The sequence below is a fragment of the Nostoc edaphicum CCNP1411 genome, assembly GCF_014023275.1.
Lineage (GTDB): Bacteria > Cyanobacteriota > Cyanobacteriia > Cyanobacteriales > Nostocaceae > Nostoc > Nostoc edaphicum_A.
Window position 1 is genome coordinate 7,116,614 of sequence record NZ_CP054698.1, and the last position, 16,879, is coordinate 7,133,492.

The window sequence follows — 16,879 nt, forward strand, 5'->3', positions numbered from 1 at the left end:
CAAGGATGTGATAGCATACCTTCAACAAATTTAAGTAGCATACCCAATCCATGAATCAAGTTCGACTCCCTAAATTTAGCATCGCTGTGATTGGTTTGGTAGTTGCAAGCGTATTTCATGCTACTCCCGTGCTGGGAGCGATTCTAACTAGACAAGAATTTTCAGGTGATTTTACCTTAGTCGATGCTACTACCCCATTCCTTACGAACTCTTTGCCAGAAGAGGGCGAATATTCTGGATTCGTGGTTTACTCAGAGGATGGGACTTTGAGCGATTGGGAGCTATCCGTCAACAATCTAGACCTGAATTTGAATCCAGGATCTACTAATGGCGGTAACTTAACCCCAGATGTTGATTTTGAGCTTGATTCTGGGTCGAATTGGAATTTAGTAGTTGATTTTGGCATTGCTTTTGATGCTCCTAGATATACCTTAGAAAGAACTTCAAGCTCTGAAATTATCTTGACGGGTGAAGTGGGACGGGCAGGAACATACATCTATCAAGATTCTGCTGCCAAGATTACCCTGAGTTCTTCATCTACATCAGTACCAGAACCTACTTCCCTACTAGGTCTATTGTTTGCAGTTGGTGCAATTGCTGTCTCTAAAAAAGCTGGGGAGACGAAATCTGAAGTATGAATTACTGAACTTTTTACCAAAGCTTTATCGATCTACACCGCTTTAAGCCAATCACAGAACACAGACGTACACCCGCTCCTAAAGTTAACCCAAACCTACCACTGTCCCAGATATCCATTCCAGTAAGGCTCACCATCAGCAACGCCAACAGCCTCGCCAAGCAGGGAGACTCACTCGCTGTAGAACTGAGCCGCACTTTCAAGCCCCTGGCGTAATTTCAGCTTGAGGATTTTTGGGTATTGTATCTTAGGAATTAGGTTGCTAGTTTAAATTATTTGCTTTTTCAACTGCTTCCCTTAACTCTTCATGTCTTCGTGGCACTTTCCGCTCGACACAAATCTTTTTATACTAGTGGGCAATAACCCACAACTAAAGTTTTTATTAATACTTCTTTCATAAAAGCCTTCTGCCTTCTGCCCTTGTCTTTGTCCAATATCTTTTTCAAGTGGGTGAACCTATCGGTTAAATTAAGCCTTGGTGTAATTGAAAATATTGTAGAGTACAGAATTGTCCTAAGTATTGCCCAACGTAACTCCCCCTATGACTACTGCACCATTAAGCTGGCAAGAACTAGAAACTCTCACGGACTATCAAATAGATACCGTTAATGGTCTCACCAACGCTAGAGCCAGGTTGCGCTTGTTTGGTCAGCCAGAATCTGATGTGCGGGTAACGCTGTACCGCGATAACCACGCCTGGTGTCCTTACTGTCAAAAAGTTTGGTTATGGCTAGAGGAAAAACAGATCCCCTACCGCATCGAAAAAGTGACAATGTTCTGCTATGGGGAGAAAGAAAGTTGGTACAAACGTAAAGTACCATCAGGAATGCTCCCCGCGATCGAGCTAGATGGACGGATTATTAAGGAAAGCGATGACATTTTGATCGCTTTGGAAAAGGTATTTGCTCCATTGAACCAAGGCATGGAAGACCGCACGGTGCTGACTCTACGTCAATTAGAACGACTTTTATTTAGAGCCTGGTGCGCTTGGCTGTGTTCAAAAGCTGGTTCCTCTCAACAAGAACAATTCAACCGAGAACAATTTATGGCCGTGGTGGCTAGGGTAGAGGAGGCTCTGGGTCGCACCCCAAGCCCTTACTTTCTATCGGGCTTCGGCATCGTCGATGTCATTTTTACGCCATATCTTGAACGAATGAATGCGAGCCTTTACTACTACAAGGGCTACTCACTGCGGGAGGAAAACCCTCATTTGAGTTCATGGTTTGCCGCAATGGAAAGCCGAACTACCTACTGCGGTACCCAGAGCGACTTTCACACCCACGTACATGATTTGCCGCCCCAGATGGGGAGCTGTTGGGAAAACGGCGAAACCCAGATGCTTCTCAATAAAGTACGGGTGGATAACGGCCCTTGGTTTGGGCTACCAGATGTTACTTATCCAGAACCCGAAAACTCCCGTATGGAAGCTCTTCAACGAACTATCGAACACCGCATTAATATTATCCGAGTCAACCCCTTAGATGATAAATTATTTGATCAAGCGCTACGTTGTGCTTTAACACAGATGATGACAGGTGAAGACTGTGTACCTCCATCGGGTTCTGATGTCGCTCTCCGATATTTGCGCGATCGCATTAATGTACCACGAGACATGTCTATCTACGCAGCCAAGCGATTGAGGGAATCCCTGGAACAAACCGCAGCCCTTGCGGGTGATGGGCAGCCAGCCCCCATTCCCACTAAGCATCGAAGAGATCAAGACCCGTCTAACTTTGCCATCAAGTAGGATTACCGCAGCCATCCTGGCAAATCGCGCTTCTCTAAAAGTTAACAGTGAACAGTTGTTTTTTTCAAGGGCAAGGCAATAGACGCCACATAAACTTTGCGTGGTGGCAAGCAGAGGGGCAGAGGTGCCCAGGGGCAGGGGGGAAATTATATGCAGCTTCACAAAGAAACGGTATTACTGAAAAAATAGGAGAAACAGCATGAACTATACCGTACAATCTCCGATGAGGATAAACCTCCGCCCTGCCACCTTGGCTGATTTGGATCTGCTGCGACATTGGGATGAGCAACCTCATGTGGTTGACTCTGATCCTAACGATGACTGGGGCTGGGAAGTAGAACTCGACCGTGCCCCCGAATGGAGGGAGCAATTGATTGCTGAAATTGATCATCGCCCCATCGGATTTATACAGATCATCGATCCAGCACGTGAGGATAGTCACTACTGGGGTGATATTCCGGCGAATCTTCGCGCGATTGATATCTGGATTGGGGAAGAGATTGATTTGGGTAAAGGTTATGGAACCCAAATGATGCAGCTTGCACTTACTCGATGTTTTGCTGACCCGAAAGTGACGGCTGTACTCGTCGATCCACTTGCTGGCAATACCCGTGTTCACCGCTTTTATGAACGTTTTGGTTTCCAATTTGTTGAGTCTCGACGATTTGGTGGCGATGACTGCTTAGTTTATCGCGTGAACCGAGCAGATTGGCATCATGAAAATGCGATCGCATTGCCGTAGGGCAGTACCCGAGCCTGACTTCGAGTCTTCAAACAAGCTTGTTAATCAATGCAGGAGCGTCCTACATCGTTTGTATCCTCAGTACCTTCCCATTTTGGCATGAGACGACGATCCGCATCTATCGTAGACAGAACTCAGCGATAATTCTACCCTGGTTGGTGATTGGATTAAACATTGTTTGGATGATCTGGGAGGCTTAGAGTCAAAACTGGACGATGGAAGCCATTTTACTAGCGTTTTCGAGGCTATTAGTTATCTTAAATATTTGCAGAAATCATTGTTGTTACATGGCGAGTTAAGTCTGAACATTAATCTCTAAATCGGATGATACCGAAACGAACTCGCTCTTCACCATAAGAATTTGACAAATCGTTGTAAGAATCTGGAACAAGTCAAGCATTGAAACTCAGCACAATTGAGATCAAGACAACGAGGTTAATGCTGAGGAAAGCACAATGATACTTAAAACACTTCTGAAGAATGGAGATTTAAGGATATGGAGATGAATATTACTTCTGAAGGAAGCAATCCCTCGGTTCTAATTAAGATGGAAGCTGCGATTAATGCTCATGACATTGATGCGTTCGTGAACTGCTTTGCGAATGACTTTGTGGGTGAACAGCCAGTACACCCGAAGCGAAACGTCACTGGCGCAGAACAGGTGCGAAAGAACTGGACTGGTATCTTTGCTCAAGTTCCCGACCTCCAAGCAAAATTAGTTGCCCATACGATCGCTGGTGACATGGGTTGGTCGGAGTGGCATTGGCAAGGAAAACATATAAACAGCACAGAATTCAATATGCGAGGCGTTGTCGTTGTTGGACTAAGAGAAAACACGATTGCATGGGCGCGGCTGTACATGGAGCCAGTTCAAAGCGGGAGCAATGCGATTTTGTGAGATCATCATAAAGACAGCAGGGGAGCAGGGAGCAGGAAGCAGGGGGAGGCGAAAAATGCTTTGAAAAATCTCAAAGTAAGAAAAATTAGAACTTAGATTTTTACTTGGGTTGCCACAATGGAGTGATATCAAGGTTTTCAGCAGCAGATACTGCATTTCTAACCTACGCTGGTACGGTTTATACCCCTTCGATTTTTGTAAAGCTATCGTAACATTTATTTATATAAAACAATATTTGCTTACACAAGCAAACTCAAATAAAAGAGTAGGCAATAAAAGCGATGAATCAACCCATTGAATTATCTTTAGAACAAGAATTTAGCCTTAGAACTTTCTCTGATCAAGTGCAGCAGATGTCCCGTGAACAAGCTCAAGAGTTTTTGCTGATGCTCTATAAGCAGATGATAGTTAGGGAAGCGACTTACCAAGAATTGCTCAAACATCAGTGGGAAGTTGATTCAGGTTCAATCTTGGGTTAAAACAAACCTTGCAAGGTGACTTTGCTCCATCAAACACCTGAAGCTTGTGAGAAATGCGGGCTAAAACTTCTTCTTTCTCCCCTGCTCCTTTGCTCAAGAGCACCCCTGCGGCCTCAACGATTGTCCCTTTTCTTAGTGCCATTCGATACTGTCCCAAAATCCACGCAGGGGACTCGACTTTAAATAAAAATATCGATGACAAACTCTGTACCTTTTCCTGGTGCAGAAGAGCAGGTTAAATGACCTCCATGCTGTTTGACTACAATCGAGTAGCTAATCGATAATCCCAAACCCGTACCACTGCCCACAGGCTTGGTGGTAAAAAAAGGATTAAATATTCTCTTAAGTATTGATTCACTCATGCCTAGACCATTGTCAGCAATGCGAATCAGCACTCTATCAGCATCAGCAATTTCAGTGCGAATGCGAATTGTCGGGAGGGAAAATGTTTCACTTGTGATTCCCCAGTCTCCAGCAATACACTGACTTTTACTGATCATATCGGCTACTTCGACTGCGCTCAGTACAAGTTCGCTCGATGGAACCGCAGTCGTTGGCGCAACCTCTCGCAGAGAAGTAGCTTGTGGTACTCCTTCGGAGAAGCAAGCTACGCGTAGCGTCCCGTAGGGAAGTGTTCTCATTTCTAAAGCATCAATTGCATTACTTAAGATATTCATAAATACCTGATTGAGGGCACCGACATAGCAGTTAACCAAAGGCAGTTGACCATATTCTTTAATCACCGCGATCTCTGGATGCTTATCATTAGCTTGGAGTCGGTGTTGTAAAATTAACAGAGTGCTTTCAATGCCGGAGTGAATGTCTACTGGTTTAATTCCCGCTTCATCTAAGCGGGAGAAGTTACGCAGTGATTCAACAATATGTTTAATACGCTCAGTTCCAGCTCGCATTGAGTCGAATAGTTTAGGTAAATCCTCCATTAAAAATGGTAAATCAATAGACTCTGCTATAGTTTGGATCGCCTCCACTGGAGTAGGATAATATTTTTGATAAGTTTTGATGAGTTTTAACAGAGACTGCACATAAGTTTCTGTATGAAACAGGTTGCCATAAATGAAGTTTGTCGGATTGTTAATTTCGTGAGCAACGCCTGCAACCATTTCTCCCAAAGACGACATTTTTTCTGCTTGAATTAGTTGAGCTTGAGTTTGTTGAAGATGTTGTAGAGCGAGGCTTAGTTCAGAATTTTTGTTCTCTATTTTGAGGATATTACCGTAGGAACGAAGGGAAGAAATCACTACTGTAATCAGCTTTTGCCGTGTCAGTTCTGTTTTGAGCCGATAGTCGTTAATATCGTAGTCCAGAATCACCGAGGCTTCCGGCGCTTCTCCAGGCTGACCTGTACGTAAAATAATTCGTACTTGGTGGTTGTGCAATTCTGTACGAATATACTGAACCACTTGCAATCCAGCATCATCTGTTTCCATAACGACATCCAGCAAAATTAACGCTGTATCGGGATGTGTCTGGATTAAGTACTTTGCTTCTGTAGCAGAGTGGGCATGGAGAAACGTTAGAGGTTTGCTTTCAAAAATGCAATCTTCGAGTGCCAGAATTGTGGCTCGATGGACTAATACATCATCATCCACAATCAAGATTTTCCAAAGTGCTACAAGTGTTGGTGGAGAGTTTGGAACCGCTTGGGAACCCCTATCAACTTCATTGATTGGTTGTCCGCCATTGTCATCTGCAAAGATAAACGTATCATCGTTGTCTGCAAAGACAAAAAAAGCATCAGTTTCTGAGTTGGAAACCCTTTGATTTTCGCTGGACATACTCGATTATCCCTAATTCTGGCGTTCATGGAGTAACCTGTGGCTCAAGTGGAAGGGTTACTATAAATAGAGTTCCCTTCCCCACTTCGCTTTGCACATTGATTCTTCCCCGCAATTTTTGGGTGACTAGATTGTAGACAATATGCAATCCTAGTCCTGTTCCACCGCGATGCCTTGCTGTGGTAAAAAAGGGTTCAAAAATGCGGCTGTGATACTCTTCGGGAACACCACAGCCATCATCACGGTACTGAATGATCGCTCGATCGGCTTGCCTTAACACATGAAGGTGCATTTCCCCAGCTTCTTCGGGCTGATATGCGTGCATGAGAGAGTTCATCACCAAATTGGTGACAACTTGTGCCAATGCTCCTGGATAAGTGCTAATGGTTACAGTATCATCACCAGTTACAGTTACCGTATGTAGTGTTTTTCTTAAATTTGGTGCCAAACTAAAAAGCATTTCTTCCAGATAAACTTTAACCCTAATAGTGCGTCGCTCCAGGTTGGTTTGATCGACAGCAACCTGTTTGAAACTTTGCACCAATTCTGCGGCACTATTAAGGTTTGTCAAAATAATGTCTCCACATTCTTTAGCAATGTTCAGGTAGTTGGTTAAATCTGCCCGTTTTAGCTGTCCCTGCTCAACTGTTGTGATGAGAGCAGTAGTTTTATCAATTAGGGTTGATACCAGTGTGATGCTAGTACCAACAGGGGTATTAACTTCATGAGCAACCCCTGCTACCAAGCTACCTAAAGCAGCCATTTTCTTGGATTCCACAAGCTGATCTTGAGTCGTTTTGAGTTCTTCTAGCGCTTCGGAAAGTTGTTGAGTGCGATCGCTAACTTTCTGTTCGAGAGTATTGTAGAGATTAGCGTTTTCGATCGAAATGGCAGCTTGGGATGATAGAAGCTTGACAATTTCCAACCGATCTGGTGTAAACGCTTCCGTAGCCAGGTTATTTTCTAGATATAAAATTCCCAGTAGTTTACCCTGATGCACGATGGGATTACATAGTAGGCTCTTGGGCTGGTGCTTTGTGATATAGAAATCACTCATCAGAGTCATCTCTGTTCTAGCATCAGCGATCACAAGGGATTGTAAACTGCGTTTGACAGTGTAAATTAGACTAATAGGAAGATCAAAACTCCGATCAATTGGCAGTGCTAGTCCAATGCTGGGTTCTTGTCCAAGTTGAGCGATCGCTTCTACTTGCAAATCATTCTCCTGCATTAACATCAGCACACATTTACTGGCTCCAGCATTGGTGATAATTGCATTGAGTAAGTTAATGAGCAATTTGTCTAAATGAATCTCGCTAGATACGCTCTGAGATGCTTTCAGAACGGTGGTAAAATCTAAGGCTTCAGAGATAGAAGTGCTGCTGGAGTTAGATGTTTGCGTTGGTTGATGAATCGTGCGGGCAGGTATAGCAATGGTTTCTAAGGGTTGGAGAGTGAATTGCTTTTGTTGCAGAATAGATTGTAGTAATTGCGGATAACGTGTTTCCAAGTCATCAATTTTAGCTTTGGCATCCCAACGAGCGTAGCAATAGTAGGCTTCTTGGATGTAGGCTTGAGCCACCTTTTCTTTACCCAAGTTGAGGTAAAATTTGGCTGCCAACTCATTGCTAAGTGCTTCTTCATTGAGGTAGCCGTTTTCTTTAGCTGCTGTAATGGCGCGATCGTAATACTCCATTGCTTGGAGTGTATTTCCCATCACCCGCGCTGTTTCTGCTTCAACTAAATCATACTTGTGCTGGTAATTAACAGTAGCACGAGCAGCCCAATAGCCCATGAATTTTTGGTTGATAGCTACTTGATTTAAGCAGCGTTCCTGTTGATTGCGAACTGCTGAAGGCAGCAGCGCTTCGCTATCGCACTCAGAATATCTTGCAAGTAAAGACAAAGAGTAGTAAAAGTTATGTACAGCAACAAGTAGTGGGCCAAAGGCTCCATCTACAAACTCAATGGCTTGCTCTGCATTAGTTACAGCCTGTTCATAGCTTTCAAATGTATAAAGTATAATTGTTTTAGCTACATAGATAGCAAATAGTGATTGATGATTATGGGTGTTATGAAAATGCAGTAGCATTTTTGTCTCATCAAAATCACTACCACTCAGGTGAAATTGATCAGAGGTTTCTCCGAGGAAGTTTAAAGTGATTTGCCTCCAAATCTGGGCATAATCAACACAATGTTTTTGTTTTAAATTTAAAAGTAAATCAGTATATTTTGCTTGCGTTTTCTCAACATAATTTAGAGGTTCTCCAATCAAGAATAAATGTGTACACTCAGCCATTATTGAATAGCTAGCGTTTTCCATGTCTCCAACCTCTAGTCCACACTGCATACTTTCTCGTAACAATTTGAGTGTATTTCTACCATGCTCCTTGCACGCACAAATAAAAGCACCAAAGAGCATATAAATTTTGCAGCTAAATTCTTTGGCATGGTATTGCTCTAAAAGCTTTAGAGATATCTGACCTGAGTGATAAGCAGCGTCTACATCTTTGATTACAGCACACAGAAATAAGCCATAAATTCCATAGACATAAGCAGCCAATGATGAATGTCCCTGCTCAAGACAAAGATGAAGCATTGTCAGCGCCACTGACGGAAACATATCCGGTTTGACATGATGAACAGGAGGAGTAATGCTACTCAGCAACCGGAGTGCAGCCAAAGATTCAGGATTGACCATCTCTGGAATACTAGCCAAACTTGTCAACTCTGGTAGTCGCTCTAAATAATTCTCCTGCTTTACATCAGGTAATATCAACGAAATTTTTAACTGCTCTAGTGCTTTTAACCCTGTTTCAATAGCTTGAACTTGCCGATCTTGGGCAATATAAATTTGAACTTTTAGCTCATAGGTCTTAATTTTATCCAACAGATGCGTGGTTTGCTGCAATATCAAGTCTGCGAGACTGATAGCTTGTTCAAAGTGGGTGTTTAAGTATTCTGCTTCTGCGGCTTCCTCATACAGCGCTAGCGTCAAAGCATACTGATTTTGCCACCTATCTGCTGCTAACAATTCTATTCCTAGTGTTAAATACTGAACCGCAGCAGTGTAGGCAGTAGAAGCCTTGGCTTTCCGTCCAGCTATCAGATTTAATTGAGCTAATTGATTGCGTTCGGTCTGTTGAGTAAGTAATCCCAACCCCATATTTAATTGACTAACAATTTGAAAAATCCTCTCTTGTTGCTCGCTTGGGGAAATATTATTTAATAGTAGCTGCCCCAGCTTTAAGTGAGTAGTCTGTTTCTCATCGTCAGGTATTAGAGAATAAGCAGCTTGTTGGACGCGATCGTGCAAAAACTTATAAGTAACTGCTTGTGAGCTTTGCCCTACAATTGTTTGACTTTCTTGACCCGCATATACCTTATAAACTTCAGTTTGAGGTAGGATTAATCCCTCTTGTAAAGCTTTCCATAGGGCTGTTGCAGTTTCGGCTTCTGAGGTTTGGGAAATATTTGTAGAGACTGCGCCTCGTGCGATGCCTTCTCTGCATTCGCGCAGCGTGTCGCAGACAGACGCTCCGCGAACGGCGGACGTAGCCATCGCCAAGGTTGCTAAGTCAAATTCGTTACCAATGCACGCAGCTAATTTCAAAACATCCTGGGTCGCTGTTGGCAACTTTTGCAACTGCAATGCCATGAATTCAACAACATCATCCGTTAGAGCTAACGCTTTCACTTGAGGAATATCACACTGCCAAATTCCCCGATCAAAATCAAACTGGATTAGTCCATCTTCATGCAGTGCTTTGAGAAATTGCGTACTAAAGAATGGATTCCCTTTAGTCTTTTGATACACCAGTTGAGTTAGTGGTTGTGCGACTTGTTGCGAACAACTGAGGGTATCGGCAACTAGTTGATTTAAACTTGTTACACTCAACGGTGCTAGTGTAATCATATTGATTGTGACTTTGGCTTTAGCAATCTCTTCTAGTGTCAACATCAAAGGATGAGCAGCAGAAACCTCATTGTCGCGGTAAGCTCCAATTAATAATAAATACCCACCATCTGAATCATCCATCAGCAACTGCATTAACTTTAAAGATGCTGAATCTGCCCACTGCAAATCATCTAAGAAAATCACCAAAGGATGTTCTTTGGTAGTGAATACTTGGATAAACTTTTGAAATAGTAGATTAAATCGATTTTGTGCCGCAGTTCCAGATAAATTGGGTGCAGGTAGTTGTTGATCAATAATTTGTTCTAGTTCTGGAATTACCTCAATAATGACTTGCCCATTATCACCCAGCGCTGCTAATATTTTGATTTTCCAAGCTGATAATTGAGTATCATTTTCACTGAGCAATTGCCCCATTAAATCTCGAAACATCTGTACAAAGGCAGAAAAAGGAATATTCCGATTAAATTGGTCAAACTTGCCTTTGATGAAATAGCCTCTTTGTTGGGCAATCGGCTTATGAACTTCGTTAATAATCGCTGTTTTCCCAATCCCAGAAAACCCTGCGACTAACATCAGTTCGGTACTTCGGCTACGCTCAGTAACCGTCTGATGATTAGTAACACGGTCAAATGCTGCTAGCAAAGATTTGACTTCCTCTTCCCGACCATAGAGTTTTTCGGGGATAATGAAGCGATCGCTAACATCCCGTTGCCCAATGGGGAAACTTTCAATTTTGCCCGTTTGCTGGAGTTGATGCAAGCAAGTTTCTAAATCATATTTCAGCCCGAATGCACTCTGATAGCGGTCTTCGGCATTTTTCGCCATCAATTTGCTGACAATTTCTGAGAGTATCGGTGCAATTTCTGGATTAATTTCATGTACTAGAGGTGGAAGTTTGGCAATATGGCAATGCACTAACTCCATTGGATCGTTTGATTGGAAGGGTAATTCCCCTGTCAGTAACTCGTAAAAAGTTACGCCTAGAGAATAGAAATCAGTACGGTAGTCTATGCAACGATTCATTCGTCCGGTTTGTTCCGGTGACAAATAGCCGAGTGTTCCTTCTAACACATTGGGAATTTTCAGGGTTTGGGTTTCTCGTGTTAGCAGAGATGCAATACTAAAGTCAATGAGTTTGATATCACGAGTTTCTGGATTAATCAGAATATTGGCAGGTTTAATATCTTTGTGAATAATCCGATGACGAATGAGAATATCTAATATATTGCACACGGCGATCGCTAAAAGCAAAAATTCAATGACACTTGGTACAGTTCCCCATTGCTTTAGGGAAATTCCTCCAAAGTCTTCCATTACCAATGCATAGCCATTCTGGTACGTTTCCAAGCTATAGGTTTGAATGATTCCAGGTAAGTTGAGATTTTTAGCTATGGTGTACTGATTGCGAAACGACAAAAGTTCGATGAAACTAGGGTAAGGATTTTTCAGCAGTTTAATGACCACAGGCTGTTCGTCAACCTCTCGAACTGCTTGATAAACCAAGGTTCTAGAACCGTTGTAGAGTTCTTCGCTGACTTGATAGCCGGGAATGGTAACTACACTACTAATCATAATTCTTTTGAATTTTTAAGACCTTAGCATTTAGTATTCCCAGATTCGCCCCCATCAGTGAGAGATTAAGGTAATTGCATTTTTTCAAGAGGACATAGCCCAAGGAGACAAATCTAGCTTGGAGGCTAGAGATTTCTTGGCTTTGACTACTCCTAAATTTTGATTCTCTTTGGCAGCGAAATATTTAATCGGGTGAGGCACAAACACGCTCCAACTACAGGAGAGTTTTGCACGTATGTTTTCGCTTCTAATACCACAGATTCGATTGCATCGCTTGCTTCCAGTTTCAGTTTATTGATGTTCGATTGGTTTTTTCTAGCAGTTCTTGATTTTCAGCTTCTTTATCCGCTAATTCTCTTTCCGATTGTTTTATACGCTGCCCCATTTTCTCCACCAGTTCTTTGATACAGAAAGAGAGTTTTTTCCCAATCGGAGCTAGGGATTTCAATCCCGTAAACGAGGCACACTACATTCATGCATCTTAATTTACCATCTATGTGTACCTCAGAATCTTGGTAACACTTTTAATCCTGTGAACCGCTACAAAATATATCCTCTGCTAGATCCAAAGTAACTACTTAATTAATAAAGTCAAGTATATTACATACAAGAATAATAAGTAATAGATGAAAGTTACCATCCCAACAAATACAGCAGAAATCCTGGAGCAAGTTCACCAATTAGAGTCCACGTTAGGTCTGAAAAACGAAGCCTGTCGTTCCAAATTTTTAATTCATCCTTACTTAACGTCAAAAGTTTTTTTGTTTTTGCATGGTTTTACAGCAGGCCCTTACCAGTTCGAGCCGCTCGGTGAAGCCTTCTTTAACAACGGATATAACGTTCTGATTCCTTTACAACCTGGTCATGGACGCTCAGGAAACTGGAGTCGTCAAAATCCTCCACCACTACCAACAGATATTCAGATATATCAACAATTTCTGCTCAAATGGTTGCAGATTGCAAAAACGCTAGGACAACAAGTTGTAATTGGTGGATTGTCAACAGGTGGAACTTTAGCTGCTTGGTTAGCTTTAGAGCATCCCCAGGAGATTGACAGCACTTTATTGTTCACCCCTTATTTAGCTAGTCGTTACTCACTATTAGATCAACTTATCAAAATCCTACCAATTTATTTTGAATGGTTTAACAAAGACGCATCTGGCAATTTTGGTTATAAAGGTTTTTGTCTCAAGGCATTACGGATATTTCTTCAGTTGGCAGGGGAAGTTTCAGAAAAGGCTCAAGGCTGTGTTTCCGCTCCTATTTTAATGGTATGTAGTGAAGCAGATCGTGCTGTTAAGCTTTCCAAACAACAAGATTTTTTCCGAAAGGTAGTTAAAGAGCAACCGAAATCCTGGTATTACTGTTTCGATGATTCGCTTCACATTGAACACCGAATGATGACAAAACTGGAAGACAATGATTATGAGGAGCTGGTAATTACTCTTGCTAAAGCATTTGTTGAGAGTGATTTGACTTGGGTAGAGTTTGAGCAAATAGCAAAGCAGATAACGCAGGGACAAACCTATGACCAAATCATGCTCAAACTCAACTTTGATGGACAAGTTTCTCAACAGCTAGCTGCAATGATGACTCAAGCTTTTGGTTGTGAGCATCTTAACTGCATCAATCCAGATTCCTAAATTTACTAGCAGACAAAAAAGCCTGCTTTTGCAGGCTTAGATATATCTCACACAAACGCGAAAGATTACTCTGGTAACTTATATTGCTCCACAATACGCTTGGCAAACTCTGGAACGTGCGCTTCTAATTTCTCTGGATGATTCCGCTTTACATACAAATAATTCCGAGTAAAGTGAGAATCAATGGAAAACCGCGCATATTCTAAACCCTTGGGGCCAATTTTTTCGATCACCACACCCATCAGTTTTGCTGCCCACATCGGGAGGGTAACGCCTTTATCGTAAGCAGGAATACTTTGCTGTACAGCTTCTTTCCGGTTGCCTTTAGATGTCACTGGTTGAGTGTCTAACTGGTCTTTCACCAAGTCCAGCATTTCCTTACCAGTATCATTTCTGACTACAATCCATTGCCAGCCGAAGGGTGCGCCCATATAGCCAACGACTAAATCGGCTAGTGAGTTGACGTAATCAAAGCAACTCATACAGGATGGGGCAAAGACATCTTTGAGTTTGTTAGTCTTCAAGCCAAAGAAAGGCACTGTTTCAGATGAGCCATCCTCATGTTTGAAGTGAACCCGGAAGTCTTGCATGAATTCATAATGGACAACTGTATCAGGCGATCGGCTGGTGGTTTCTAAGAATTTTTGCAGTCCGGCGCGATTAACATTGTCTACGCAGGGCGTACCCAAAACATACAGCTTTTCTAAACCAAGTTGTTTTTCTACGGCTCGTAATGCTTGAATTTGGCAACCAACACCAATTACCAACAGCCGCTTCATTCCCGATTTTTCTATCTGTTCCAACACAGAAAGGTTCGGGGAAAGTGTTGGTTTATTTACCCGTGCTGCTAGTATTTCTTCTGGGGTACGAGCGATGACGGGCATGGGTTGAAAACGGTCTTCTTTAGTGTTTTGCACACACACCACACCTTCAACTAAGCCGCGATTGAGCATTTCAATAGCGATGCTGCTAACAATACCCGTCCATTGTGCGCCTTCGATGGGCTGTTGTTTCCGCGCCGCCATCATGTCTTGGTGAACACCAAAGTAGAGTTCATCGGGGTTGTCGAGATGACGCGATCGCGTATGCGTTTCTGCTTCAAGTTCACCTATTTGCTGATTAATAAAAGCGCAGGCTTCCTTGACATAATGAATATAGTATGTATCACATAGTCCGCACTCGCTACAGAGTTCTTTTGCAGGGCGGCGGCTGGTAGGTTTTAAGGCTCTGGCTTTTTTGTGAGGAGAAACTGAGGTCATATAAACTTTTTGTTTTATCCAGGAATCGCTTTTATTACAATACCTTTACTGGCTATAAACTGGGGGCTGGGGATTGGGGATTGGGGATTGGGGACTGGGGACTGGGGATTGGGGATTGGGGATTCAGACTAGTACAGCACGGCGAAAATAAACCACTCATTCCCAATCAACAAAACCCTTACACTGTCTTCATTTTTAATTTTTAATTTTTAATTCCGCCTTGCGGTACTAGGCTGTTGACTTTGGCTATTTTTCGGGAATTTTCCGAAAAATTATTTGTGCTGGTTTTTGTTTGTGTGAAAGCGCCTGCACGGTAATAAAAGAAATTCGTAGACAGGGAGAGACACTAACCATTATCATCATCACAGCTCGTAAAGACGATCAAAAAGGAGCGATCGCATTCAAAAATGGAGCAAATGACTATATTACCAAGCCATTTCGCTTCAGTGACTTGCTGGAACGAATTAAAATCCATCTAAGTCGTGGTTGAGTATGAAACAGCACATTAAGTTCGATAAACTGACTTCTAAGCAATCGAATAACCACTTGCAAGTATCAAATAACCTCACTGGACACACAAGTGTTTCTAGACATTGGTTTAGTTATTTGAAGGTTGGTCAAAAGATCGGTATTGGATATGCGCTGCTTGTGAGCATCGCCGTGCTGGGAACTACTATGGGTTTTGTGATTGCAGATTATTACAAGCAGAAGGCACAAAAACGGGAAGAAGCAGCATTTGAAGAGTTATATCAAGCGTCTCAACTCAAAACGAGTGTGTTTTTTGTTCGCACTACTCAACATCAACTGATTCTCTACATGGATCGACCAAAACTGTGGAACAAAAATTACACTCAATTACTTGACCATGTTGCCGAAGCCCGACAAGTTTGGTTTGAATTAACAGCAAATTACACCATTAACAAGCCCACCATGTATGGTTCTGGAAGTGGGCAGAAAACAGTTTACCCGTTGTTGCAGAATTATCAAGGTTTTAGTGCTTATTTACAGCGCACAGAAGCTTTTTTTAAAGAGAATAATCCCAATAATTTATCACCGAGCCAGATTAAGACAGCACAAAGTCAATTGTTTAATTTTATGCATGGCTCGTCGGTTTTTTTGATGGATGACTTTCTCAATGACATCAGCAAGCTTGTGAAAGTTACAGCCGAGGAGTATCAGCAAGCAAAACTGGAACTACAAACGGCGGAAAAATTACGTTTATACATTATCGTTGGTAGCCTGTCACTATCAATTGCGATCGCTACATTATTAGCAATTTACACCAGTCGCGCCATTGCCCGTCCCATTCAAGCTGTCACTCATATTGCCCAACAGGTTACAGAAGAATCTAATTTCGATTTACAAGCACCCGTCACGACTAATGATGAAGTTGGCATCTTAGCGACTTCTCTCAATCGTCTTATCCAGGAAGTTCAGCAACTCATCAAAGCCCAAAAGGATGCTAATGAACAGTTAGAAGTATACAGTCAGGTGCTAGAAAAGAAGGTGCGCGAACGGACGCGGGAGTTAGATGAGAAAAATCGCTGTTTAGAATTGGCGTTAGAAGAATTACGTTCCACCCAAGCAAATCTCGTAGAAAATGAGTGCGAGGAAAGTTCGGTTGAGCAATAGACGCGATAAATCGCCGTCTCTACAAGGACTGATTTTTGTAGAGACGGCGATTTATCGCGTCTTTGTGATCGTAAAGTAAGTCCCGCCATTTTTGTTCCAGAGTTGGAACAAAAGTTTCCATCCCCTTTCGGGGCGATGTGATCGTAAAGGTGACCGAAGGGCAAACTCAGACCGCCAATCCTCAGTCCAGTTTCCATCCCCTTTCGGGGCGATGTGATCGTAAAGAAGGGGCATTACTCCTTTACACCTCCAAAGATTCAAAAGTTTCCATCCCCTTTCGGGGCGATGTGATCGTAAAGTAAGTAATTCAAACGCAGTTAAGCAAACATCAAAGGTTTCCATCCCCTTTCGGGGCGATGTGATCGTAAAGTCTTTTTTAGTTTCTGCTGCTTTGATTGGTGGTAATTTGTTTCCATCCCCTTTCGGGGCGATGTGATCGTAAAGTTCTGGCAATATCCTTGAAAAAGGTCATGATATTAAGTTTCCATCCCCTTTCGGGGCGATGTGATCGTAAAGAGTTCACTTCTGGAAACCTTACCAGGAGCGGGTTTCAGA

Annotated in this window: 13 protein-coding genes and 1 CRISPR repeat array; of the genes, 8 read left to right on the forward strand and 5 right to left on the reverse strand. The window is 42.5% G+C overall.

Translation table 11 applies throughout. The features are described from left to right. Positions 1-50 precede the first annotated feature (50 nt). A complete protein-coding gene (locus tag HUN01_RS32620) occupies positions 51-638 on the forward strand; it encodes a PEP-CTERM sorting domain-containing protein (protein ID WP_181929637.1) in 588 nt (195 codons plus the stop codon). A 13-nt stretch (positions 639-651) separates the two neighbouring features. On the opposite strand, the gene HUN01_RS32625 is transcribed toward HUN01_RS32620, so the two are convergent. Next, positions 652-834, reverse strand: a complete 183-nt coding sequence (locus tag HUN01_RS32625; RefSeq protein WP_181929638.1) for a hypothetical protein — start codon at positions 832-834, stop codon at positions 652-654. A gap of 344 nt (positions 835-1,178) precedes the next feature. Here HUN01_RS32625 and HUN01_RS32630 point away from each other — a divergent pair, with 344 nt between their 5' ends. The 4 genes from HUN01_RS32630 (at position 1,179) to HUN01_RS32645 (ending at position 4,503) form a co-directional block, all read left to right on the forward strand. Further along, entirely contained in the window at positions 1,179-2,384 is a 1,206-nt protein-coding gene (locus HUN01_RS32630) for a glutathione S-transferase family protein (protein ID WP_181929639.1), read from the forward strand. A 199-nt stretch (positions 2,385-2,583) separates the two neighbouring features. Then, positions 2,584-3,126: a GNAT family N-acetyltransferase gene (locus HUN01_RS32635; RefSeq protein WP_181929640.1), complete on the forward strand. Its 543-nt coding sequence runs from the start codon at positions 2,584-2,586 to the stop codon at positions 3,124-3,126. Between the two features lie 502 nt (positions 3,127-3,628). Beyond that, complete coding sequence (locus HUN01_RS32640) at positions 3,629-4,024, forward strand: nuclear transport factor 2 family protein (RefSeq protein WP_238845845.1); 396 nt, start codon at positions 3,629-3,631, stop codon at positions 4,022-4,024. 281 nt (positions 4,025-4,305) lie between these two features. Then, positions 4,306-4,503, forward strand: coding sequence for an NblA/ycf18 family protein (locus HUN01_RS32645; RefSeq protein WP_181929641.1), 198 nt, complete (start codon positions 4,306-4,308; stop codon positions 4,501-4,503). A 179-nt stretch (positions 4,504-4,682) separates the two neighbouring features. On the opposite strand, the gene HUN01_RS32655 is transcribed toward HUN01_RS32645, so the two are convergent. The 3 genes from HUN01_RS32655 to HUN01_RS32665 all read right to left on the reverse strand — a co-directional run bounded on the left by HUN01_RS32655 (position 4,683) and on the right by HUN01_RS32665 (position 12,238). Next, complete coding sequence (locus tag HUN01_RS32655) at positions 4,683-6,299, reverse strand: ATP-binding protein (RefSeq protein WP_238845847.1); 1,617 nt, start codon at positions 6,297-6,299, stop codon at positions 4,683-4,685. Positions 6,300-6,324: 25 nt separating this feature from the next. After that, entirely contained in the window at positions 6,325-11,790 is a 5,466-nt protein-coding gene (locus HUN01_RS32660; protein WP_181929642.1) for a trifunctional serine/threonine-protein kinase/ATP-binding protein/sensor histidine kinase, read from the reverse strand. A 286-nt stretch (positions 11,791-12,076) separates the two neighbouring features. Further along, positions 12,077-12,238, reverse strand: coding sequence for a hypothetical protein (locus HUN01_RS32665; protein WP_181929643.1), 162 nt, complete (start codon positions 12,236-12,238; stop codon positions 12,077-12,079). A gap of 178 nt (positions 12,239-12,416) precedes the next feature. Here HUN01_RS32665 and HUN01_RS32670 point away from each other — a divergent pair, with 178 nt between their 5' ends. After that, complete coding sequence (locus HUN01_RS32670) at positions 12,417-13,433, forward strand: alpha/beta hydrolase (protein WP_181929644.1); 1,017 nt, start codon at positions 12,417-12,419, stop codon at positions 13,431-13,433. 65 nt (positions 13,434-13,498) lie between these two features. On the opposite strand, the gene HUN01_RS32675 is transcribed toward HUN01_RS32670, so the two are convergent. Beyond that, complete coding sequence (locus HUN01_RS32675) at positions 13,499-14,692, reverse strand: Coenzyme F420 hydrogenase/dehydrogenase, beta subunit C-terminal domain (RefSeq protein ID WP_181929645.1); 1,194 nt, start codon at positions 14,690-14,692, stop codon at positions 13,499-13,501. Between the two features lie 292 nt (positions 14,693-14,984). On the opposite strand from HUN01_RS32675, the gene HUN01_RS32680 reads away from it, so the two are divergent. After that, positions 14,985-15,182, forward strand: coding sequence for a response regulator transcription factor (locus HUN01_RS32680; protein ID WP_238845849.1), 198 nt, complete (start codon positions 14,985-14,987; stop codon positions 15,180-15,182). Positions 15,183-15,184: 2 nt separating this feature from the next. Continuing rightward, the gene (locus tag HUN01_RS32685; RefSeq protein ID WP_181929646.1) at positions 15,185-16,324 is read left to right on the forward strand and encodes a HAMP domain-containing protein; all 1,140 of its coding nucleotides are present in this window, start codon (positions 15,185-15,187) and stop codon (positions 16,322-16,324) included. 113 nt (positions 16,325-16,437) lie between these two features. Next, a CRISPR array of direct repeats spans positions 16,438-16,840; the repeat unit is 36 nt; unit sequence GTTTCCATCCCCTTTCGGGGCGATGTGATCGTAAAG. Positions 16,841-16,879 lie beyond the last annotated feature (39 nt).